At 36.7% G+C, this 23641-nt stretch carries 23 protein-coding genes and 1 other annotated feature; of the genes, 11 read left to right on the top strand and 12 right to left on the bottom strand.

The features are described from left to right. Window positions 1-73: 73 nt before the first annotated feature. The 6 genes from AC1DKZ_RS20370 to mnmL all read right to left on the bottom strand — a co-directional run bounded on the left by AC1DKZ_RS20370 (window position 74) and on the right by mnmL (window position 5406). Window positions 74-1375 carry a PepSY-associated TM helix domain-containing protein gene (locus AC1DKZ_RS20370; protein WP_476996952.1) on the bottom strand — a complete coding sequence of 434 codons (1302 nt, stop codon included), beginning with the start codon at window positions 1373-1375 and terminating at the stop codon, window positions 74-76. Window positions 1376-1530: 155 nt separating this feature from the next. Then, a complete protein-coding gene (locus tag AC1DKZ_RS20365) occupies window positions 1531-2205 on the bottom strand; it encodes an aspartate/glutamate racemase family protein (protein ID WP_476996951.1) in 675 nt (224 codons plus the stop codon). Window positions 2206-2229: 24 nt separating this feature from the next. Then, window positions 2230-2910, bottom strand: coding sequence for an ABC transporter permease (locus tag AC1DKZ_RS20360; protein ID WP_476996950.1), 681 nt, complete (start codon window positions 2908-2910; stop codon window positions 2230-2232). Between the two features lie 18 nt (window positions 2911-2928). Continuing rightward, window positions 2929-3762, bottom strand: a complete 834-nt coding sequence (locus AC1DKZ_RS20355; protein WP_476996949.1) for an ABC transporter ATP-binding protein — start codon at window positions 3760-3762, stop codon at window positions 2929-2931. 115 nt (window positions 3763-3877) lie between these two features. Beyond that, entirely contained in the window at window positions 3878-4450 is a 573-nt protein-coding gene (gene mnmM / locus AC1DKZ_RS20350) for a tRNA 5-(aminomethyl)-2-thiouridylate-methyltransferase MnmM (protein ID WP_476996948.1), read from the bottom strand. Continuing rightward, entirely contained in the window at window positions 4447-5406 is a 960-nt protein-coding gene (gene mnmL, locus AC1DKZ_RS20345; protein ID WP_002034421.1) for a tRNA modification radical SAM protein MnmL/YtqA, read from the bottom strand. The genes mnmM and mnmL overlap by 4 nt, the downstream gene beginning before the upstream one ends. A gap of 111 nt (window positions 5407-5517) precedes the next feature. On the opposite strand from mnmL, the gene AC1DKZ_RS20340 reads away from it, so the two are divergent. From AC1DKZ_RS20340 to leuS, 10 genes are all read left to right on the top strand, one after another. Then, the gene (locus AC1DKZ_RS20340) at window positions 5518-5781 is read left to right on the top strand and encodes a YtzC family protein (protein WP_002089099.1); all 264 of its coding nucleotides are present in this window, start codon (window positions 5518-5520) and stop codon (window positions 5779-5781) included. A 15-nt stretch (window positions 5782-5796) separates the two neighbouring features. Then, entirely contained in the window at window positions 5797-5946 is a 150-nt protein-coding gene (locus tag AC1DKZ_RS20335; protein ID WP_001129345.1) for a hypothetical protein, read from the top strand. Between the two features lie 136 nt (window positions 5947-6082). After that, on the top strand, window positions 6083-7105 hold the full coding sequence (locus tag AC1DKZ_RS20330; RefSeq protein ID WP_002034422.1) for a DUF418 domain-containing protein: 1023 nt from the start codon (window positions 6083-6085) through the stop codon (window positions 7103-7105). Between the two features lie 239 nt (window positions 7106-7344). Next, window positions 7345-8106: an ABC transporter ATP-binding protein gene (locus AC1DKZ_RS20325; protein ID WP_002015692.1), complete on the top strand. Its 762-nt coding sequence runs from the start codon at window positions 7345-7347 to the stop codon at window positions 8104-8106. A 17-nt stretch (window positions 8107-8123) separates the two neighbouring features. Further along, complete coding sequence (locus tag AC1DKZ_RS20320; protein WP_476996947.1) at window positions 8124-9983, top strand: FtsX-like permease family protein; 1860 nt, start codon at window positions 8124-8126, stop codon at window positions 9981-9983. A 341-nt stretch (window positions 9984-10324) separates the two neighbouring features. Continuing rightward, on the top strand, window positions 10325-10891 hold the full coding sequence (locus AC1DKZ_RS20315; protein ID WP_476996946.1) for a tyrosine-type recombinase/integrase: 567 nt from the start codon (window positions 10325-10327) through the stop codon (window positions 10889-10891). Between the two features lie 39 nt (window positions 10892-10930). After that, window positions 10931-11428 carry a cation:proton antiporter regulatory subunit gene (locus AC1DKZ_RS20310; protein ID WP_002089091.1) on the top strand — a complete coding sequence of 166 codons (498 nt, stop codon included), beginning with the start codon at window positions 10931-10933 and terminating at the stop codon, window positions 11426-11428. A 3-nt stretch (window positions 11429-11431) separates the two neighbouring features. Then, entirely contained in the window at window positions 11432-12655 is a 1224-nt protein-coding gene (locus AC1DKZ_RS20305; RefSeq protein ID WP_476996945.1) for a cation:proton antiporter, read from the top strand. Between the two features lie 190 nt (window positions 12656-12845). Continuing rightward, complete coding sequence (locus tag AC1DKZ_RS20300) at window positions 12846-14039, top strand: MDR family MFS transporter (protein ID WP_476996944.1); 1194 nt, start codon at window positions 12846-12848, stop codon at window positions 14037-14039. Window positions 14040-14226: 187 nt separating this feature from the next. Beyond that, window positions 14227-14445 (top strand) — a binding site (T-box leader). A gap of 65 nt (window positions 14446-14510) precedes the next feature. Next, window positions 14511-16919, top strand: coding sequence for a leucine--tRNA ligase (leuS, locus tag AC1DKZ_RS20295; protein ID WP_404454331.1), 2409 nt, complete (start codon window positions 14511-14513; stop codon window positions 16917-16919). A gap of 27 nt (window positions 16920-16946) precedes the next feature. Here leuS and AC1DKZ_RS20290 read toward each other — a convergent pair whose 3' ends face one another. Then, on the bottom strand, window positions 16947-17375 hold the full coding sequence (locus tag AC1DKZ_RS20290; RefSeq protein WP_242310570.1) for a GNAT family N-acetyltransferase: 429 nt from the start codon (window positions 17373-17375) through the stop codon (window positions 16947-16949). Between the two features lie 158 nt (window positions 17376-17533). On the opposite strand from AC1DKZ_RS20290, the gene AC1DKZ_RS20285 reads away from it, so the two are divergent. Then, entirely contained in the window at window positions 17534-18595 is a 1062-nt protein-coding gene (locus tag AC1DKZ_RS20285; protein ID WP_476996943.1) for a VrrB protein, read from the top strand. Between the two features lie 44 nt (window positions 18596-18639). Here AC1DKZ_RS20285 and AC1DKZ_RS20280 read toward each other — a convergent pair whose 3' ends face one another. From AC1DKZ_RS20280 to AC1DKZ_RS20260, 5 genes are all read right to left on the bottom strand, one after another. Beyond that, the gene (locus AC1DKZ_RS20280) at window positions 18640-19062 is read right to left on the bottom strand and encodes a pyrophosphohydrolase domain-containing protein (RefSeq protein ID WP_476996942.1); all 423 of its coding nucleotides are present in this window, start codon (window positions 19060-19062) and stop codon (window positions 18640-18642) included. A gap of 249 nt (window positions 19063-19311) precedes the next feature. After that, window positions 19312-19497 carry a hypothetical protein gene (locus AC1DKZ_RS20275; RefSeq protein ID WP_002089083.1) on the bottom strand — a complete coding sequence of 62 codons (186 nt, stop codon included), beginning with the start codon at window positions 19495-19497 and terminating at the stop codon, window positions 19312-19314. 92 nt (window positions 19498-19589) lie between these two features. After that, window positions 19590-20669, bottom strand: coding sequence for a spore germination protein GerHC (gerHC, locus tag AC1DKZ_RS20270; protein ID WP_242248961.1), 1080 nt, complete (start codon window positions 20667-20669; stop codon window positions 19590-19592). Continuing rightward, window positions 20645-21739, bottom strand: coding sequence for a spore germination protein (locus AC1DKZ_RS20265; protein WP_476996941.1), 1095 nt, complete (start codon window positions 21737-21739; stop codon window positions 20645-20647). The genes gerHC and AC1DKZ_RS20265 overlap by 25 nt, the downstream gene beginning before the upstream one ends. A gap of 16 nt (window positions 21740-21755) precedes the next feature. Next, window positions 21756-23641, bottom strand: a 1886-nt coding sequence (locus AC1DKZ_RS20260; protein WP_476996940.1) for a spore germination protein, incomplete at its 5' end; no start/stop codon positions are given.

Genomic DNA, 23641 nt, shown 5'->3' with positions numbered 1-23641 from the left:
GTGCTGTTGCAATCTTGCTCCATAATGAAAAAGGGACAGTCCAAAATTAGATTTTTTGGACTGTCCCTTTTTACTATGATCGTATTTTTAAAAATACATATATGAGAAGTTCAATCGCGAAAATAACTAAAACAGATAGTCCGAATAAAGGCATGACAGCGCCTAGTATAACCATCATGATAAAGAAAATGAATGTGCTTTTCTTATCTCTTTGCTTAGGAGGTGCTGCTAATTTTCCTTTCGGTTTTCTCGCTAACCACATTTTTACTCCGTAATAAATAAGAAGTAATAAAGATAACGTCGTTAGTAAGCATAATATTTTATTTGGCCATCCGAATAAATGTCCTTCGTGAAGCGGGATACCGTAAGTGAACCATTGTGCAAATAATCCATAATCACGATAGTCCGTTTTCGAAATGAGTTCTCCGCTATATTGATCAAAGTAAGCTGTTATTTCTTCATTTGGTGCCACATCCATACCTGTAATACCGGAACCGCTTGATTTCGAAACAGTGAATACACCTTTCGGATCAGTCGGTAGTGAGATAACGTATGGCTTCTTTATTTCAATTCCTTTTTGTAATTCATCAACTGAAATTGCTTTTGGTTCATTTGAGTTTGATTCCGGAGGAGCTTCTTTTCTTGTTGCCCAGGGTAATTCTTTTACCTTTGATTCAGGTGGTGCCATATACAATTTCGGATATCCGATTGATTCATTCGACGCTGCGATTTTATAAATTTGGTTACCCATAAATCCTGACCAAGGTAAACCTGATGCAACTAAAAGAACGAGAGGAATTGTAAATATAATACCGATAATAGAATGACGTCGTTTTGCCTTTTCTCGCTTATTGGATGCTGGTGTGTTTTTGAATTGGCGTATACTCATATACAAACCGGTTACAATTAAAAAGATTGTCCAGCACGCTGCAAGTTCTACAATATAATTGACGACAGTGCCACCGACTAAAAGGGAACTATGTAATTCACGCATTATATTGGCAAACGTTTCAGCTGCATTTTGATCCCCAACAATTTGATTATTGCTATCTAAATACACAAATTTTTGCTTTCCTGTATATTCATTAGCAATCGTAAGCCTAGTATTATAATCCCCATTAAACTCACTAATTTTCGCCACACTATAATGTGGATATTTTTTCTCTGTTAATGAAATAGAATCAGACATCGAAATAGATTCTGTTTGGGCGCTCTTCCCAAAATATAAATCTTTATAGATGAAATCTTCAACTTCTTCCCGAAATAAATACCCAATTCCGCTCAGTGACAAAGTAATAAGAAGCGGCGTAATAAAAAGCCCGGCGTAAAAATGCCAACGCCAAAAAATATAATGAAGCGAACGATTTTGTTTCATACTTCAGTTCCCCTAACCTTCCCTATATGAATAAACTACTTATTTAATATAGCGAGATTAAGTGTGATTACTTTGAAAGAATTGTGAAAAAAGTTAAAAGTTTTGGGGGTTTTTATCAAACACAAAGCACATTTCAAAAGGGATGTGTTCTATGTTTATGAAGACCTTTTTATATTTGATGCATAGATCCTAACAACTGCTTTCGCAAGACATTGAGCGGAATCAACAAAGTCCTCACTCACCACCACATTCAAATCGGTACATGCGATAATAGCGGTATCTACTTCGTCTTTTAACTGTAAAACGAGCAGACTCCATAATTTACGAGCTTCCTCAATTTCTCCGCCTTTAATACAAGTAATAATTTGATTAATCATTTCTTGCCATTGTTCATTATGAATGTACTCTATATTACGTTTTGTAATTCCGTCTTGGTAAATACCTGCTTGAACAGTCGCTTCTGTTGCAAGAAGAGCGACTCTTTTTGTATTTTCAGGAATTGCTTTTAACGTCTCATCGACTATATTCAAAATAGGAATGGTAATAGAACGCTGTAATTCCTCGAAATAAAGATGCGCTGTATTACATGGCATTGCGATGAAATCTACACCAGTACTTTCAAGTTTTTGCGCTCCTTCAATAATCGCTTTTTTCATCGCCGCATGATCAATAGGGCGATCCATATAAAACGGTGTTGGGCACGAATAAATCATCATATGAGGAAAGTCCATATCATGCTTTGCTCCATATATTGTTTGGCACTCTGCTACAACTGTATCGACGAATGGTCCGGTTGATTTTGGACCCATTCCTGCTAGTATTCCAATCATTGTTTAGTCCCCTTTAATATGTAATCAAAAACGTTTTCTGCGAACGAGAAGAAGAAATAAAGTAAGTAATAAAAATGAATATACGATAGCCCAAGCTGTAAGCCATAGAGTATGAGTAAGTATATTATATTTGTATTGTCCAAGCATTATAAAGCTTTCGACAGGTGGTAAAAACCATAGTAACTCTTTTTTTAACCGAATTGAGGCAATCGTCATAAGTAATATAAATGTAAGACTAAGCCAAGCGGTGCTTGCTTTTTGAATAATATTTCTAGTAAATAATGTTGCGATTGAAATTCCTAGTATAGATAAAGACATGTGAGCGAGAAATCCGACTAGAAATAAAGAAGCTGTCATTTTTTCATTAAACATTTGCAAAATAATTGGATAGATTACGGATATAAAAGATAAAACAGTACAAATAAGAAGAGCCGTAATATATTTACCAACGTATAATGCCGAAATATTATTTGTATGTGAAATAGTGATTTGTTCTTGTACAGGATCTTCAGTATGAAAAATTGTGACTGTAATCCAGGCAGATAATAAATAAAGTGCGAGTGCTGTTTCTAAGTATGTCGGTACAATGGGAGTTGGTTTATATGTATATACAAAAAGTAAGCTTATGCAGTACATCGCAATAGTAGGAATGTACTTATACGATTTTGTGTAGTCGAGAAAATGGTAACGAATAAGCGCAAACATAATAAACCTTCTTTCGATTTAAAAATTAGGCTGTAGCAGTGTGATAGATGCTTTTTTATGTAATAAAAACTGAAGCATTTCGTTTGTATATTCCTTTTCGATTTGTAATTGAATGAGGTTTTGATTTGAATTGTGTGTAACTTGTATAAATCCTGATTGCTTTTGTAGTTCTATAGCTGAAAATGTTTCGTGAACAATTGCCTCAATATAGACCTGTTCTGTTGATTTTTGCACAGAGGTATCTTCCGCAATTGTATGATTTGCTAATGTCACAATTCTATCGGCGAAGTTTTCTAGTAGTTGTTTTTCGTGACATGTGAAGAGTATAGATATGCCTTGTTGTTTTAATGAGAGTAAAATATGCTCTAATTCTTGCTGAGAGTTAGGGTCGAGCCCAGAAAGAGGTTCATCTAGAATTAATAAATGGACGTCCGTAAGTAATGCTTGCATAATGCCTGTTTTTTGTTTCATACCTTTTGAAAAGTTTCGTACAACGTAATGCTTTGCATGATGTAGATGAAAAGATTCAAGGAGCATCGGAATTTTATTTCTTAAATATTTTGTTGATAAACCGTGAATGTGGCCGAGATGATATAAATAATCCTCTAATGTAAAACGAATTCCTTCAGGAAAATGTTCAGGGACATAACCGATTTGTATATGTTCTTTTCTTTGAAGTGTCCCTGCCGTAGGTGGAATAAAGCCTGCAATTATTTTGAGTAAAGTACTTTTTCCAGTCCCGTTCCCACCAATAATAGCGAGTGCTTCTCCTTCTGGAATGGATAAATCGATGTTGTCTAGTATAAGTGATCTGCCATACTTCTTTTGAATTCCCCTTAGTTCTACTAGCAAAGTTCTATCCTTCTTTCTTCAAATAGTGTATACATCCATTATATAGGAGAATAAGAAAAAGACGTGCAATGAGTGCACGTCTTTTTTTGTTATGTTTTGTCGAATCATTGATATTTTATCGCTTCTCAATCGCTACAATAAATGGCGGGTTATTTTGCTGGTTAATGAAGCCGTATCTTAGTACGTGAGCTTGTTTTTGATCTAGTTCTTCTGCAAATTTAAGTACAGCGTCGCGTTCTACTTGTCCTTCTGGATGTCCGTGATAAATGACAAGGACGATGATACCTTCAGGTGCCATTACTTCTAGTAATTGTTCGATGGCGTAGATTGTTGAGCTCGGTTTTGTGACGATATGTTTGTCACCGCCTGGAAGGTAACCTAAGTTGAAAATTGCGCCTGTTACTTTTCCTTTTGCATCTTCTGGTAATACGGATAAGAGTGTGTCGTGACTGTCGTGAACTAAAACAGTGCGTTCGAAAAGTTCTTTTTCTTTTAGGCAGATAGTAGAGCTTTCGATTGCTTCTTTTTGAATATCAAATCCAAATACTTTTCCGTTATCCCCAACGATTTCAGCTAGGAAGCAAGTGTCATGTCCATTGCCAAGCGTTGCATCTACTGCGTAATCGCCTTCTTTAACAGCCGTTTGCAGCAGCGAGCGAGCAAACGGTAATACACGTTCTAATTTCATTTTTGTTTCTCCTCATTTGCATATTTTCCTTGCCAGCTTCCGCGGCGTACAAATTCTGCATCGATGGAATTTAATACTTCCCATTTATTTAAGCTCCACATTGGACCAATCATTAAATCAGGTGGACCGTCACCTGTGATGCGGTGCACAATTACGTCTTCTGGAATAATTTCAAGCTGGTCGACAACGAGACTTACGTAATCTTCAAGAGATAAGAATTCTAGTTGTCCTTTTTCATATTGCTTCACCATTGGCGTACCTTTTAATAAATGAAGTAAATGAATTTTAATTCCTTGTACGTCAAGCTTTGCTACTTCACGAGTTGTTTCCATCATCATGTCGTAATCTTCAAGGGGAAGACCGTTAATAATATGAGAGCAAACTCTAATGCCGTGTTTGCGTAATTTATTTACGCCTTCCACATAAGATGGATAATCGTGAGCACGGTTAATAAGATTTGCAGTGCGTTCATGAACAGTTTGTAGTCCGAGTTCAACCCAAAGGTACGTACGTTTATTTAAGTCCGCTAAATATTCAACGACATCGTCTGGTAAACAATCTGGACGAGTTGCGATAGAAAGACCGACAACGTCTTTTTCTGCTAGAAGCGGTTCGAATTTTTCTTTTAACACTTCAAGTGGTGCATGTGTATTTGTGTAAGCCTGAAAATAAGCGATACATTTTCCGTCTTTCCACTTTGAGCGCATTTTTTCTTTCATTTCATGATACTGCGTTATAACATCATCGCGGCGATCACCAGCGAAGTCACCAGATCCAGCAGCGCTACAAAACGTGCAACCACCGTAAGCAACCGTACCGTCACGGTTCGGGCAATCGAAGCCAGCATCTAATGAAACTTTAAAGATTTTTTCACCAAATTCATTTCGTAAGTGGTAATTCCATGTATGATAACGTTTATTGTCATTTGTATATGGAAAAGGGTTTTGAACCTTCATTATTTTCCCTCCTAAGACGAGTCAAAATGAAACAAAATCCATTATAACATACTCATAAGGTTCATATGGAAGGGACACACTAAAGGGGAATTGAAGCAAGGAGGGACAGTTATGGCAGAGCGTCAATCACTTGAAGAGTATATTACACAGGCAGAACAAGCGGTGGAATATGCGAAAGAACAATTAGACCAAGGCATGAGACAAGAGCATTACAATACGATGGAGTATTCAGATGCTCAGTTGCAATTAGAACAAGCATATAATGATTTACAAACGATGCAACAACATGCGAATGATGAGCAGCGTGAGCAGTTAAATAGAGCACGTATGGCAATTCGCCAATTGCAACATCAAATGATTATTACACCGCACTAATAAGGAGTGAATGTAATGGCGAAACGTTCAGATCAAAATAATCCAGAGCAAAAAACGCAAAATGGACATAACGCTGAGTTTTCAAATGAACTTGATCCAGTTGTTCAAGTGAAACAGCGTAATAGTAAAAAGGGACAACCTCAAAGATCAAAGCAATCAGAGTAAACCAGGTCGCAATATGACCTGGTTTTATTTTGCTATATGACAATAATGGAAGATTTCTGTAAGGTTTGTCGATAGTTGTAAGCTTACTTTTCCAGTAGAGTAAGGGAGGATTTAATTTTGGACAAGGAGTTGTATTATGGGGAACAATATTACAAACAAACGAATTGATGAGTTAGATTACATTCGTGGCTTCGCATTACTGGGGATTATTTTAGTAAATATTCTTGCACTACTGAATATTAAAGTTCCAGATCCTAGTACAGTGGATGCAAGTTATCAAAGGTTTCTATACTTATTTGTAGAAGGTCGTTTCTTCTCAATCTTTTCATTCTTATTTGGAGTAGGATTCTATATCTTCATTACAAGAGCAATTGCGAAAGGGAAGAATGGATATGTTCTATTTCTACGCCGCTTAGTTGCACTATTTATCTTTGGTTTGATTCATCAAATGTTTCAGCCTGGGGAAGCACTAGCGTTATACGCAATTTGTGGATTAGTCACTTTACCATTTTATAAAGTGAAGAAGCAAATAAATTTAGTAATCGGTCTTATTCTTACGATAGTTTTTAGTATTATGGCAGCTAAGGAATTATTACCATTAGGTTTAATTTTATTAGGTCTTGCTGCAGGACAATACAAAGTATTTGAAAATCTTTCAGCGAAAATAAAGCAAGTCGCTATTTTTACAGGAGTTATGTTTGTTTTAAGTGTGATAGCTTTATGGTATCAATATGGGCACGTTCCTGCTAATCCATTTGTAAATATGATACTTATGACTGAGGATGGAACAATGGATGCTGCAGGTCAGTTTTTAAAAATTGGTGTTACAGTTGGACCAATTATTTCAGCTTTCTATGTCGGAGCATTAATTTTGCTACTTCAATTAAAACCAGTTCAAACTTTGTTAGCGCCACTGAAATACTATGGTCGTATGGCTTTAACAAATTATATTGGACAAACTGCAATGATTTTAATTGCAGGCAGTGTATTTAATTTTGCAGGAAACTTAACGTACATGCAGACGCTATATGTGTGTATCGCAATTTATGCAATTCAAATTATTTTCAGTGTGATTTGGATGAAAATCTTTAAAATGGGTCCATTAGAATGGATTTGGCGTGTTATTACGTATTGGACGGTAACGCCTTTAAAGAAATAAGAGTAGGAAATAGGCTGTTCCACATGCGAAACAGCCTATTTTTATTGTCATCTTTTGTCGGTAAGTCGATATATTTGAAAAATCGCTGATAAAATTGCATTTACTAATGAAAAAACTAAGCTTACATGCTCAGTTTTTTTTCTTACAAAAGTGTAAGGTAATTGTAATGTTAATAAATAGCAGTTCACCTCCAAAAGGCGCAAAATAGGTAATGGAAAAACAAGCGTAGGAGGATATATATGACGAAACCAGTTGTAGACGTGAAAAACGTTCAAAAAGTGTACGGTAAAAAAGGTGAGAACCAATCACACGCGTTAAAAGGTGTATCATTCTCAATTCAAGAGGGTGAATTTGTTGGTATTATGGGACCATCTGGTTCTGGTAAAACGACATTATTAAATGTAATTTCAACGCTTGATAAAGCAACGGGTGGAGTTGTTGAAATTGCGGGTACGGACATTACGAAAATGAAGCAAGGTGAGCTTTCTGATTTCCGTTCGCAAAAGTTAGGATTCATTTTCCAAGACTTCAACTTATTAGAGAACTTATCTATTTATGAGAACATTGCACTTCCACTTTCACTTCAAGGTGTTTCATCACGTAATATTGGACCGAAAGTAGAGAAAGTAGCGAATATGTTAGGGATTACAGAAATTCTTCAAAAGTATCCAACTGAAGTATCCGGTGGACAGAAACAACGTTCAGCAGCAGCGCGTGCACTAGTGCATGAGCCGGCAATTATTTTAGGAGACGAGCCAACAGGAGCTCTTGATTCGAAAAATGCAGCAAGTTTACTTGATGCGATGACAAACTTAAATGAAGAACAAGGCGTATCTATTATGATGGTTACGCATGATCCATATAGTGCAAGTTACTGTCAGCGTATTTTATTCATTCAAGATGGTGAGCTATATAAAGAAATTCACCGCGGTGGTACGCGTGAAGAATTTTATAAAGAAATTTTAGATGTGCTTGCGGACTTAGGCACACAAAAAGCGTAAGAAGGGAGGTCTAGGGTATGTTATTTAAACTTTCCATGTCAGGGCTAAAGAGTAAGCTGAAAGATTATATTGTCTTACTTGTTGGTCTTGTCATGTCGATTTCAATTTTTTATATGTTCCAAACGTTAGCGCTGAATAAAGCGTTTATCGAATCCAATTCTGTTATTAAGTCTATTGGTTTCGTATTCCAAGCAGGTTCATTTTTATTAGCAATTATAACGTTCTTCTACATTTTATATGCAAACTCTTTCTTATTATCTCTTCGTCAAAAAGAGTTTGGTATGTACATGATGTTAGGTGCAAAAAAGCATAAAGTTACATTACTTATGTTTATTGAAACGATTGTATTAGGTGCTGCGTCTCTTGCGATTGGACTTACAGTTGGTGTAGGACTTGCAGAAGGTATCGGACAGTTATTAATGAAACAATTAGAATTTGCTGGTGAAGGCTATAAGGCATTTTATCTACCATCTATGACTGTTACTTGCATTTTCTTCTTTGCATTATTTGTATTATCAGCAATTATGAACAGTATTAAGTTATCACGTATTTCAGTACTGCAACTTGTACATGCTGATGCACAAACAGAACGTGTTGCAGTAAAAGGAAAAATGACAGGTGTAGTTGCATTTCTTGCGGTTATTTTATTAGGTATTGGCTATGCATCAATGATTTATATGGAAAAACTAAGAGAGATGGGAATCCTTATTGCATTAATTACAACAACAGCTGGTACTTACATGCTATTTGGATCACTTCTCCCAGTTATTATTAAAAAGTTAAAGAGCAATAAAAAACGTAGTGAAAAAGGACTTAACGCTTTTACATTTGCACAATTAAACTTCCGTATTAATAGTTTAACGAAAGTGCTTGCAACAGTAGCGATGTTAGTTGCTCTTGGAGCGGGTGCAATTTCAGGTGGTATGGCGTTTAAAAATAACGTTATAAAAATGGTTGATGGTTTAGTAATATATGATTCAGTTATTCATAACCCAACAGCTGAAGAAAAGAAAATTTTAGATGGTATTACATTTAAAGAGAAAAATGAATATCGTTACAAAGTTGATAATAAATACGTTTATTATGTAAAAGAAGATTTAGAGAAAAACCCTCCTTTCGTACAAGATACAAAACAGATGGAAAGTATGAAGGATTTAGGAAAAACAAAGAAAGTTTCAGAGGAACTGCCAGTAGGTGCAGTTTCTAGAGAAATGAATGAAAAAGATGCGAGTGCTAAAGAACTTCCAGAAGAATGGAACGAGGCTTTCAGAACAATTCAGCCATTTTATCTATATGAAGATCATGCAATTAAAATTGTAGATCAGAAAATGTACGATACTGTAAATGGTAAAGAAGGAATCGTAGTTACTGGAAAAACAGACGATTTTGTAGCATACACAAAAGAATGGAAAAAACTTGACGAGTTGCAGCTAGTTAAATATAAAAATGTAAAAGCTGAAAGATTAGATAGTAAATATCAATCTTACAATGGATTCTACGGCATTGCGAGTGGAACAGTATTTATGGGATTCTTCCTTGGAATTGCGTTCTTAGCAATGATGGCAAGTTGTTTAATGTTTAAAATTCTTTCTGGTGCATCAAAAGATATTACGCGTTATCAAATGCTTCGTAAAATCGGTGTGCGCCGTGAATTATTAACGAAATCAATTTATAAAGAGTTATTCTTAGTATTCTTATTCCCGGCAATTGTGGGTATTGCTCACGTATTAGTTGGTATGAATATTTTCGGATTTATTTTAATGGATCCTTACTTCCGTATTTGGGTACCAATCGTAATTTTCGTAGTTATTTATGCGATTTATTACTTCATTACAGTTCAATTGTATAAAGGAATTGTTCTTCCGAAAGAAGATTAATGAAAAACCGAGCGAAACTGCTCGGTTTTTTATATTTTCAGAAAAAACACTTTAATGTTACTGAAATATATAATATAATGTAAATAAGTAACATAATATGAAAGTATCAGCAACCGAAAAATGAAAGGAGGAATCCGATCTGTAGAAAGAAGCTGAACTTGCACTCCCCCTATTTTTTCTACCCACACCGTATTTGTACAATCATAAATTTCCAAATGAAAAATTGTCGTAAGAGTATATTGTGAAAATAATGGATAATACATGGAAATCTTATAGCATGATAAGGTAAAATGGACAGGATAATGAGAAAATTACCGTTCATAAGATGAGGAGATACATGTATGGAAGTTGTAGAGGCATTAAAAGATATAAGCCAAATTGAGGCTATGAAAAAGTATTTAAAAGAGCACTCGCAGCGAGATTATCTTTTATTTGTTATTGGAATTAACACTGGATTAAAGATCACTGAGCTACTTAGTATGAAATTTGAAGAGGTATTAAATGAAGATAAGACTGTTAAAGAGTTTTATTCTCTTCCTGTGAAAGATGAAAAATTTAAACAAGATATTTATTTAAATACAAAAGTAAAAGAAGCCCTTTTAGCGTACGTACAATCTATTGATGCTCAAAGAGAAAACTACGTATTTCAATCTAATAAAACGACAAATTCAATCTCGCGCCAACAAGCGTATCGTGTTATCCATAGCGCAGCTGAAGCGGTTGGGATTGTTGGAAAGATTGGAACGAATTCAATGCGAAAAACATTTGGATTTCATGCGTACAAAAGAGGAATAGCGATTGCGCTATTGCAAAAGCATTTTCATCACGCAACTCCATCAGAAACGCTCAAGTATTTAGGAATCTCAAAAGATGAGAAGTTTAAAACAGAGATTGATGTAGATTTGTAAAAGGAAAGAGCCGTAACTAAAAAATTAGGAGGCGGGAATATGAATATTAGAGAGAGTGAACTACCGGGCATTGGATGTAAATTTGAAGTGATAACAAAGGGTAATGAAAAAATGGTTATTGTTATTCATGATGATGGAAGAAGGGAAATGTACCATTTTGATGCGGATCATGATGAGAGTATTTCAAGCATTTCTCTTCGTGATTCTGAAGCAAGACAAATTGCGGCTATATTAGGCGGGATGGTATATAGGCCACAAGCTTTAGACACGATTGAGATGGCTTTTGAAGGATTATCAATTGAATGGTTTAAAGTAGAAAATAACGCACCAGTGGTACAAAAAACAATTGGGAGCTTACACGTTAGAAAAACATATAACGTAACAATCATTGCTATTTTGAAAAAGAATATGAAGAAGTTCTTTAATCCAGGCCCAGATTCTATCATTGAAGCTGGCGATATGCTCGTATTATCGGGCGAAAGACATGAAGTGAAAAGAATCATTAAGGAATTACTTTCGGCAGGAGGTGATTCCTAATCGATGGATACTTTAATTTTGGAAGTTGGAACTGCGTTAGTGTTAGTAGCTTTTGCAGCTATCCTCGCTGCAAAGCTAAAGTTTTCGATTATTCCGTTTCTCATTATACTCGGTATGCTAGTGGGGCCTCATGCCCCAGATTTAGGACTTATCGATTTAAGGTTTATTGAAAGCGGAGAAGTTATTTCCTTCCTCGGCCGTGTTGGCGTCATATTCCTCTTATTCTACTTAGGTTTAGAATTCTCAATAAAAAAATTAATTAAATCAGGAAAGTCGATTGCTTTTGGGGGTAGTGTTCATATATCGCTTAATTTCATATTAGGTTTACTTTATGGATATATAATGGGCTTCCCCTTACTAGAAACATTAATTATTGCTGGAATTATTACAATCTCATCGAGTGCAATTGTAGCGAAAGTAATCGTTGATTTAAGAAGATCTGGTAATAAAGAGACAGAGCTAATTTTAGGAATCATTATGTTTGATGATATCTTTTTAGCTGTATATTTATCAGTCGTTTCAGGGTTAGTACTCGGTGGTGCAACATCATTTGTAGGTGCTCTTACATCGGTGTTAATCGCGGTAGGGTATATGCTACTATTCTTTGTAATCGCTAGAAAAGCTACGCCGTTCCTAAATAAAGTATTAGATATTTCGTCAAACGAAATTTTTATTATCGTAATATTCGCTATTTTATTCTTTGTAGCAGGATTTTCAGAAACAATTCATGTTGCGGAAGCGATTGGGGCTTTATTGTTAGGACTCGTCTTTTCAGAAACAGAGCATAGTGACCGGATCGAGCATCTCGTCGTCCCGTTTCGTGATTTCTTTGGAGCTATATTTTTCTTCAGCTTCGGTTTAAGTATAGATCCGTTTTCGCTTGGAGGAGCAGTATGGTTGGCATTAGGAGCAGTTTTCATTACTCTCATCGGTAATTTTACAGCTGGAATGATTGCAGGGCGTAAAGCCGGGTTATCGCATAAGACTTCTGCGAATATCGGTTTAACACTTATATCACGTGGGGAATTCTCCATTATTGTCGCGAATCTCGGAATAGCGGGTGGCTTAATGGCAACGATTAAACCATTCTCAGCTTTATATGTTTTAATATTGGCGTCGTTAGGGCCATTATTAACGAAGGAGTCTGGGAGAATATACTCTCTACTAGACAAAATATTTAAATGGAGTGCTAAAGAAAGTGCAAAACGTAAAAAGGAAGTTGGATAACCTTCCGCGAGGGAACGATTCCATTATTTATAGATTAATATTTTACAAAGACGATTAGAATACATTCTAATCGTCTTTGTACTATTATCTGAATTTCATCAACTATTAATCAGTTGCCTTCCTATTTAAAAACGACTACAATTTTACTGTTATATATATGAACGAAAAAAAGAGAATAGGAGGGGAGACTATGCCAAGGAAAGTATGGCTATTAGTAGCTGGGATGATTATTAATGTCACGGGTGCTTCTTTTTTATGGCCTTTTAATACAATTTACTTACATGATAGTTTAGGGAAATCTTTATCAGTAGCCGGAATGGTATTAATGATCAACTCGCTTACTGGTGTAATCGGAAACTTGCTCGGCGGTGTTTTATTTGATAAATGGGGCGGTTATAAATCAATTTTAGTAGGGATTGTCATTACACTTGTATCGATTTTAGGTCTTGTATTTTTCCATGGTTGGCCATTATATGTTGTGTGGCTAGCATTAATCGGATTCGGTTCTGGAATGGTGTTTCCATCGATGTATGCGATGGTCGGTACGGTTTGGCCAGAAGGCGGGAGACGAGCGTTCAATGCAATGTATGTTGGACAAAACGTTGGGATTGCGATTGGAACAGCGTGCGGTGGATTAGTTGCGTCTTATCGTTTTGATTATATTTTCTTAGCGAACTTTATTTTATATTTTATTTTCTTCTTAATTGCGTTTATTGGATTTCGTGGTATGGAAGCAAAAAAAGAGCAAGAGGTACAAAAAGAAGCCGAAACGAAAAAAGGTTGGTCACTTACACCTGGCTTCAAAGCGCTTCTAATCGTATGTGTAGCATATGCTTTATGCTGGGTTACATACGTACAGTGGCAAGGGGCAATTGCGACGTATATGCAAGAGTTAAATATTAGCCTTCGTCACTACAGTTTATTATGGACGATAAACGGGGCGATGATTGTTTGTGCACAGCCGCTTGTTAGTATGCTAATTCGCTGGATGAAGCGTTCTTTAAAACAACAAATTATGATTGGAATTATCATTTTTGCGGCGTCGTTTATTGTTTTAAGCCAATCGCAGCAATTTACGATGTTTCTCGTTGCGATGGTGACATTAACAATTGGTGAATTATTCGTATGGCCGGCAGTTCCGACCATCGCAAATATACTTGCACCGAAAGATAAGCTAGGATTTTATCAAGGTGTTGTAAATAGCGCAGCGACTGTAGGGAAAATGTTCGGGCCGGTCGTTGGCGGAGCGATTGTTGACTTATACAATATGGAAGTATTGTTTATTGCGATCATGGTAATGCTTGTAGTAGCGCTTATAGCAACGAGTATTTATGATAGACGAGTAAAAGTAGAAGAAACAGTTGAAGAAAAAATTGCAGTTTAGTTTGACGGAACATGCAACATGTTTTAGAATATATTTAAATAAATAGTAATAAAATATCCTTTGGAACAAGGGAGTTAGCTCGGCTGTCCTAAGACGAATTCGTTAGTTAGCAAGAGTAACAAGCCCTCGCTTCAAGTAAGCTCTTAAGAGATACTAAGTGGTGGGTAGTTCACATTAACTCATATTTGTAATAACAGTGAGAAGGAGTAGTAGTAATAGAAGCTGGTTTAGAGAGTTGACGGTCGGTGCAAGTCAATCCACGTTTCGTTATGAACTCGCCTTTGAGTTGCAGTTGTGAAATCATTAGTAGCAATTGCCGTTAATCCACGTTACGGATCTAAGCGAATGTATTTATTACATTAATTTAGGGTGGTACCGCGGGAATCTATAACCTCTCGTCCCTTTCTAGGGATGAGAGGTTTTTTGTATTTTGGGCGGTGAAAATAAATAGAATTTCAAGGAGGGTATCTCATGAGCTTTAATCATCAAGAAATTGAGAAGAAGTGGCAAGGGCATTGGGAAGAGAATAAAACATTCCGTACGCCAGATGAAACAGAAAAACCAAAATTTTATGCACTAGATATGTTCCCATATCCATCAGGTGCAGGCTTACACGTAGGTCATCCAGAAGGTTATACAGCGACAGATATTTTATCTCGTATGAAGCGTATGCAAGGATATAACGTTCTTCATCCAATGGGATGGGATGCATTCGGTCTTCCAGCAGAGCAATATGCACTTGATACTGGGAACAGCCCGGCTGAATTTACAGAGCTTAATATTAATACGTTCCGTAATCAAATTAAAGCATTAGGCTTCTCTTACGATTGGGATCGTGAAGTAAATACAACAGATCCAACCTACTACAAGTGGACACAATGGATCTTCCTAAAACTATTTGAAAAAGGTTTAGCTTACGTTGATGAAGTACCTGTAAACTGGTGCCCAGCACTTGGTACAGTACTTGCAAACGAAGAAATCATTGACGGTAAGAGTGAGCGCGGTGGACATCCAGTTGAGCGTCGTCCGATGAGACAGTGGATGTTAAAAATTACAGCTTACGGAGATCGTCTATTAGAAGATCTAGATGAGCTTAATTGGCCAGAAAGCTTAAAAGACATGCAACGTAACTGGATCGGTCGTTCTGAAGGTGCAGAAGTACACTTCAACATCGACGGTACAGATGAGAAGTTCACAGTTTTCACAACGCGTCCTGATACACTATTTGGTGCAACATACTGTGTACTTGCTCCGGAACATGCGCTTGTTGCAGAAATTACAACAGCAGATCAAAAAGAAGCTGTAGAAGCTTACATTAACTCTGTTAAAATGAAGAGCGATTTAGAGCGTACAGAACTTGCGAAAGAAAAAACTGGTGTATTCACTGGTGCTTACGCAGTTAACCCAGTAAACGGTGAGAAATTACCAATCTGGATCGCTGATTATGTTCTTGCAACTTACGGAACAGGTGCTGTAATGGCAGTTCCAGCTCACGATGAGCGTGACTATGAATTCGCATCAACGTTCAATCTTCCAATGAAGGAAGTTGTAAAAGGCGGAGACATTTCGAAAGAAGCATATACAGGTGATGGTGCGCACGTAAACTCAGCATTCCTTGATGGTTTAAATAAAGAAGAAGCAATTGTAAAAATGATTGAGTGGCTTGAAGTAACAAGCGCAGGAAATCAAAAAGTAACGTACCGTCTACGTGACTGGTTATTTAGTCGCCAACGTTACTGGGGTGAGCCAATTCCAGTAATCCATTGGGAAGATGGTACAATGACAGCTGTGAAAGAAGAAGAATTACCATTAGTTCTTCCGAAAACAGAGAATATTCGTCCTTCAGGTACAGGTGAATCACCACTTGCAAACATTGAAGAGTGGGTAAATGTTGTTGATCCTGAAACTGGTAAAAAAGGTCGTCGTGAAACAAATACAATGCCGCAATGGGCTGGTAGCTGCTGGTACTACCTACGCTACATCGATCCAAACAACAGCGAAGCACTTGTAGACCCTGAAAAAGTAAAACAATGGCTTCCAGTTGATATTTATATCGGTGGAGCAGAGCACGCTGTACTTCACTTACTATATGCTCGTTTCTGGCATAAAGTATTATATGATATCGGTGTAGTTCCAACGAAAGAACCGTTCCAACAATTATTCAACCAAGGTATGATCTTAGGTGAAAACAACGAGAAAATGAGTAAATCAAAAGGTAACGTTGTAAACCCGGATGATATCGTAGCAAGCCATGGTGCAGATACACTTCGTCTATACGAAATGTTCATGGGACCATTAGATGCTTCAATTGCTTGGTCTGAAAATGGTCTTGACGGAGCTCGTCGCTTCCTAGACCGCGTATGGCGCCTATTCATTCAAGAGAACGGTGAATTAAGTGAGAAAATTACTGATGCACCAAACAAAGATCTTGAAAAAGCTTACCACCAAACAGTGAAGAAAGTAACAGAAGACTATGCAGAGCTTCGCTTCAACACAGCGATTTCTCAAATGATGGTATTCATCAACGATGCATACAAAGCTGAAACACTTCCGAAAGAATATGTAGAAGGTTTCGTAAAAATGATTGCACCAGTTGCACCTCACATCGGGGAAGAACTATGGAGCAAACTTGGATACAGTGAAACAATCACATATGCAAGCTGGCCAACATTTGATGAGTCTAAACTTGTAGAAGATGAAGTTGAAATCGTTGTTCAAATTATGGGCAAAGTTCGCACAAAACTAACAATGAGTAAAGACGCATCAAAAGAAGAAATGGAACAACTTGCACTTGAGGCAATCAAAGAACAAATTGAAGGGAAAACAGTTCGTAAAGTAATTGTTGTTCCTGGAAAACTTGTTAACGTTGTTGCAAACTAATTAATTATTAATAAAAGCTCAGAGCGTTTATGCTCTGAGCTTTTTTGCGTGAAAAATAAGCTCAGGATCACCTTCATCTAAGTTTTCGATCATTCCACTACGCATAAATCCATTTGCTTTAAAGACTTTTTGCATATTTGTATTCGATTTATTCGCTGAAGAAAATATTTTTTGAGTAGGAGAATGTCTTAACATATATGAGATTAATGAGCTTGCATGACCTTGTCTTCTTTTCGTTGGCGAAACAATGATTAATGAGAGGAAAGTATAACCAAAGAAATTTGTATCGTATGTTAGAAAACCAGAAATGGAATTGTCCTCTTTTGCAATGATGCAGGTTCCTTCATCAATAGCGTGTTTAATATAATCTCGTCTACTATCGTCTCCGATTACATCAACATCTATATGTAAGATTGAATCTAAATCGTCGATGGAAGCTTTTGCTACGTTCTCCAACGAAAACGCCTCCTTTGAAAAAATAATCAGTTAATTTAGTTTATCATGAATGAAGAACGAAGAAAAAGGCGCGGAATTCCCATATAGACAAACACCTATTCTTCTATAGAAAATATGATAAAAAAGGTAGGTTAAATTGAACAGAAGAGGTGAAAGGAATGAAAGGGATGGACAATAATGCACCACATGGCTTCTTCGGAGGTGGATCGGATAGTTATGGACAAATGATGTTCATGGGAGGAGATGGTCAACACGGATATGGCGGAATTCCAAGTTGGATGGGAGGAGCAGCTGGAGGATTTCCGACGTCAGTGGCGGGTGTACAAACAGGATTTCCGACGTCAGTGGCGGGTGTACAAACAGGATTTCCAACGTCAGTAGCTGGAGCGCAAACCGGATTTCCGGCACTAGTAGGAGGTACACAAGGAGGAGTGCCTGTAGGTATGCCAACTACATTCCCATCTTTCGTTGGAGGCGTACAAACAGGATTTCCTGTACCTGGCGTTGGTGTTGTAGCTGGTGGAATCGGCGGCTTCCCTCAAGGTGTTCACGGTCATCATGAGCATCACGGTCATCACGGTCAGCATGTACATCATGAGCATCACGGCCATCACGGTCAGCATGTACATCATGAGCATCACGGCCATCATCAGCATCATGGCCATCATCAACAACAAGTACATCATCATGGTCATCATCAAATTCATCCGCAGGCTGTCCTTTATCAAACTCATCATCATGGTCACCAAGGCCAGCATCAACACCATGGTCATCATGGTCACCAAGGCCAGCATCAACACCACGGTCATCATGGTCATCATCAACATCACGGCCACCATCAGCAACAAGTACATCACCAAGGTCATCATCAAATTCACCCGCAGGCTGTCCTTTATCAAACTCATCAAGGTCAACATCATCACCAAGGCCAACACCATCACCAAGGCCAACATCATCACCAAGGTCAACAGCATCACCAAGGTCAACACCATCATCAAGGCCAACACCATCACCAAGGCCAACAGCATCATCAAGGCCAACAGCATCATCAAGGTCAACAGCATCATCAAGGTCAACAACAGCATCAGGGTCAACAACAATACCAACAGTATCAGCAGCAACAACAGCCTTGGGCAGGTGGAATTGGAGCAGGGACGGCAGCAGGAGCAGCAGCTGGTACTGCAGGAGCAGCAGGACACGCGGGACACGTGGGTCATTAATAGGCCAAAGGAAAAAAGACATAATAAAAAACTGCTAGGAGATCCTAGCAGTTTTTTTCTGCCTCTTGACGTTGGCGTTCGATTTCCGCACGAAGTTGTGGTTCCGGTGCTTGCCATCCTTCTGGTTTCATAATTTTGCCGTCGCCCTCGCGGAATCGAGGCTTTCCATCAGGGAATAGTTTTGCCATGTTAGCATTGTTTACAATTTCGAATCCTTTATCTGGACGTACGCCCATTTCTGCAAACGTTCCGAATGCAAAGTAAATAAGGTCAATCAGTGCATCATATTGATCTTCAACAGTCGTTGCTTCTAGAAATTCTTCTAGCTCTTCTTGCATAAAGCTAGCACGAATTTTTACACGCTCTTCTGTTAGTTTTGTTGGAGTATTTGTCACAGGATGTCCGAATTCTTCATGCATTTTTGCAACAAGTTCGTATCCTTTATCTAAACCTTTTTCGTTTGTCATGTTGTTTCATCCTTTCTTACGTTATGCCGAATTTTATCCCGCATTAACGGGCAGTAAGACTCCCACCTCAAAAGTCGCAAATGCGAGGAAGTGAGGTGGGAGATAACTGCCCGTAAAAGCCCGATTGGTGAAGGCTAATAATCAGTGGGTAATGGACAAAATCCCCACTGATTAAAGTTTCACTTTATTGTAACATAAGGTAGTTATTAAATAAAAAGAACATCTTATGAGAAATAAGATGTTCGCTCGTTATTCTTCTTTCTTAATTAAAACGGATAAAATAAGATCGATGCCAAATATTCCGATGAGTAGCATTGGTATAACTACAAGTAAATAACGTGTGAAAGAAACATTTTTTAAGTATGTATGAGCAAATAAAAAGACGCCGAGAAATAAAATACCATTTAAAATAGGTTTTACTAATTTTTTAGACATAAGCTCCCCCGTAAATATCCCTTTTCTCTATTTAAAAATAAAAACTCCCCTCTCCGTTGTACCATGCCAGAGAGGGGAGTTCAATCGTTAACTTATTCAATCACACCAGAATTTGTAATATTTACGGTGTATTTTACGTTAACAGGGACATCTTTGTACATTTTTTTCCACTCTTCTAATTTGAATGGGCGATAATGTTGTTTATATTTTGCTCCTAGTCCGAGGGGATCAACGCCTAAAGATTTAAACTGCTTAATTAATTTAGCAGCTTGTGTATCTAATTGTTTTTGTACATTTTTTTCAATGTTTTTTGTGTTCTTGTTATTTTCTAAGTTAATTTGCTTCGATAGTTCTTGAATACGTGCATCAAGATGAACGTGAATGAAAAAAGAAGGCTTTCCGTTTTTAATCTTTATATCGTAAGTTGGAACAGAACGAATATTATTAATCATTACGTACGCAGAATCTGTTTTAAATTCATGTGAATCTAATTTATGTTTCTCTAATAGTCCTTTAAATATGAACATATCTTTTTCCGCAATTTTATCGATATATTTATCCTTTTTAAAAAGACCAATTCCGGTGATTTTTATTTTATCACCATGTTTCTTTAAAATTGGAATATAGTAGTCTTGCCCTTCTTGATAATAACGGAATGCTCCTACATGCAGATTATCTGTTGGTAAAGGACCAGTTTCCATGTTATGCTCTAACAATTTTTTCATATAAATTGCAACGTTGTATGAAGTCGTATATTTCCCTTTTAAAAGTTCAGTACCATTACCTTCAAGTAAAGCAACATATAAAGCGTTCCCTATATTCACATCTCGAAGTAATGTATCGAATGAAGTAGACATTCCTTTTTTTGCAAGTCGTATAGTATATAGAGCAACACGCATTTGTCCGCTAGCAAATGGTTGAGAAGATTCTAAAGATGTGTCTGCTTTTACTTGTTTTACCGCATTTGCGCTGCCTTCAAAAACTTGAACTTTATTTCCTTTTTTCTGAATGGGACAAACGAATGTTACTTTTACTTTATTATTCTTTGCTGTATCAAAAACGGTTCCTTGAATAAGTTGTACATCATCGATAATATTTTTTTGTAAACATCCAGTTAAACTAAAAAGTGCTATACAAGAAATAAGTATTAATTTGCTTTTGATTTTTTCCATTTTCTTTTCACCCACACAATAATAAATAGGATTGGGATGTATACATAAATGAGCCAAAAACTAATTTTTGATGCATTACTAATAAAATTATTAATACCGTGTCTGTTTGTTAAAAGTTGTGAAACAATGAGAGTGATAATGATAAAAGCGATTAAAACACCTCTTTGTTTTACACGGAATATTTCATGCGTTGCTCTCATTGACGCCCATAAGGGAAGGATAAAGCTTGTAATAATAACAAGTGCATAGCCTGAGATTGCAATATATTCTAGTCTTTCTATGAAGGGTAATTGAATGACTTGGGTCATAGAAAGTTGCGACCATATCGTTTTTAACAATTGTTTCTCGCTAAAAAATGCAAAGGCTAAAAGGGTGCTAAATAAATATAGAAGGTTTGAAAATAGTGCCCCGTATTGAGCGTATTTATGAGACTGCTTCGGATTTTTTACAAACGGATAAATCATGAGATAAATTTCAAATCCTGTCATACTGTAGATTGACACATGGGCGGATTTTAAAATATCTGAAAAAGAATGTGTGAAAATAGGTAGTAAATTCGTCCAATGTGAGTATTTCAAAACGAATAGGCTAAGAATTAAATATCCTAGTGTACCACCAACAGAGATGACGCAAATACCAGTAATGACACGGAAGCCAGAAGAAATAATGTAATAACTAACTAAGCATAAAAAGAGTGTTAACATAAAGGTGGAAGCGGTAGGGAACATCCACACTTGAATAATTTCAACATATGTTCGAATGACGGAAATACTGACGATTAAAAAATAGGCTGTAAAGATGATATTAAAGCCATTCCCTAGCCACTTTCCAAATGTTTGCCGATGTAAGTCAATTAAATTCCCGTTTGTTTCTTTTAATAAAAAATACATCATCCATATAAGGATATGGATACATATTCCTGTGAGTAGAACCCCTATCCAGCCGTCGTATCCAGCAGCTTTCGCAATAATTCGAGCGAATCCGAGAACGCCAGCTCCAAACTGTGCACCGTGAATTAAGAAGAAAACAAAGACAGGAGATATTTGATATTTTTCTTGAACTTTACTCATCAATGTACCTCATTCCTTAATCATCAAAATCCGATCTATGTTTTGTTGAAATCCCTTTTGATGCTTTTTTTACATGTTGTGGTCTTGCTTGTACATCCCTTGTATCAATCATTGTTAAGGGAAAACGAATCCAAGAATCTTTAACAGATTGTTGTCTTGTCGGGTAAAACAAAGCGTATGGCTTACGTAAAGAAGTAAGTCTAAATAGATGAGTAAATAAAAACATAAATCCAAGAGAAATACCGAAGAGTCCTCCTATTTCTGCAAATATGAGAAACGGGAAGCGTAGTAAACGAACAGCATTACCCATTTTATAAATAGGTGTAATAAAGGAAGCAAGTGCTGATAAGGCAACGATAATTAATAAAATGTTACTTGTTAAACCAGCTTGTACAGATGCTTGTCCGATTACGATACCGCCTACAATACCGAGCGTTTGACCGACTTTCATCGGTAACCTCGCGCCAGCCTCTCTCAATAAATCGATTGCGAGTTCTAAAAAGAGTGCTTCAATTAAAGGTGGGAAAGGTACTTGTGCCCTTGATAAAATCAAAGTTTCAAGTAAATCACTTGGAATAAGTTCATAATGATAATTTAAAACTGCAACATATAAAGGCGTAGCACAGATTGAAAATAGAACAGCGATAAGGCGTAAAATGCGAGAAAATGTAGCGTATAGCCAAGAGACGTTATAGTCTTCTGGTGAAATGAAAAAATCGAAATAGGATACAGGTGTTAGTAGAACACTTGGAGAACCATCCACAAAAATAGCAATTTTTCCATCAATAAGTGCTTTTGTAACTCTATCAGTACGTTCTGTATTGATATAGAGAGGGAAAATCGACTTTTCACCCATTAGTTCTTGTATATAAGCACTATCATTAATTTGATCATATTCAAGAGCACGTAATGACTCCTCGAGAAAATCTACATTATCTTTTTCAGCGAGGTTGTCTAAATACATCATGACAACTTTTGTTTTGGAAAATTCGCCGATAATCATTTCTTTTGTTTGTAAATCTAAAACAGGAAGACGTTTTCGAACTAAATTAATATTTGTATCAATATCTTCTACGAAACCTTCTTGAGGACCGATAACAGTCGATTCGTTTAAAGGAGGGGTTGGCGCACGATAATTATCAATTGCAATGTTTGCAAGCATGCACTTTTGATCTTGCTGGTTCAATTGAATAATCGCATGTCCCTTCAAAACCATGTCCTCAATTTTTTGTAAATCGTTCGTAATCGTTATACCACTCATTGGAATATGTTCTTTTAATTCTTCTAATGGAGCGGAAGGACGTTCCATTAGAGTAGGCATTAAATATTTTTGTAATTTCTCTCCATCAAGTGAAGGACGATAGTAAGAAATCCAATAAGGCATCGTTTCATCATCAGATGTATGATAATTAATAAAATCACTAGACTTTTTAAGCTTCTCTATTAAATCTTGTAGAGAATGAATATGGTCATTTTCTGGTTTGCTAAAGTCATAAATGCTGTTACTTCCTGAGCTTTGGCTTTGCTGTTTGTTTTGAGAAGTATCATCTTGCTTAGAATTTTGCTGTTTGTTTTGAGAAGTATCATCTTGCTTAGAATTTTGCTGTTTGTCTTGAGAATTATCATCTTGCTTAGAGTTTTGATGCTTGTTTTGAGAAGTATCATCTTGCTTAGAATTTTGATGCTTGTTTTGAGAATTATCATCTTGCTTAGAATTTTGCTGTTTGTCTTGAGAAGTATCATCTTGCTTAGAATTTTGCTGTTTGTCTTGAGAATTATCATCTTGCTTAGAATTTTGCTGTTTGTCTTGAGAAKTATCATCTTGCTTAGAATTTTGCTGTTTGTCTTGAGAATTATCATCTTGCTTAGAATTTTGCTGTTTGTCTTGAGAAGTATCATCTT

This window comes from Bacillus sp. 05T21 (genome assembly GCF_056396785.1).
This window is presented reverse-complemented; position numbering and strand designations above follow the sequence as displayed.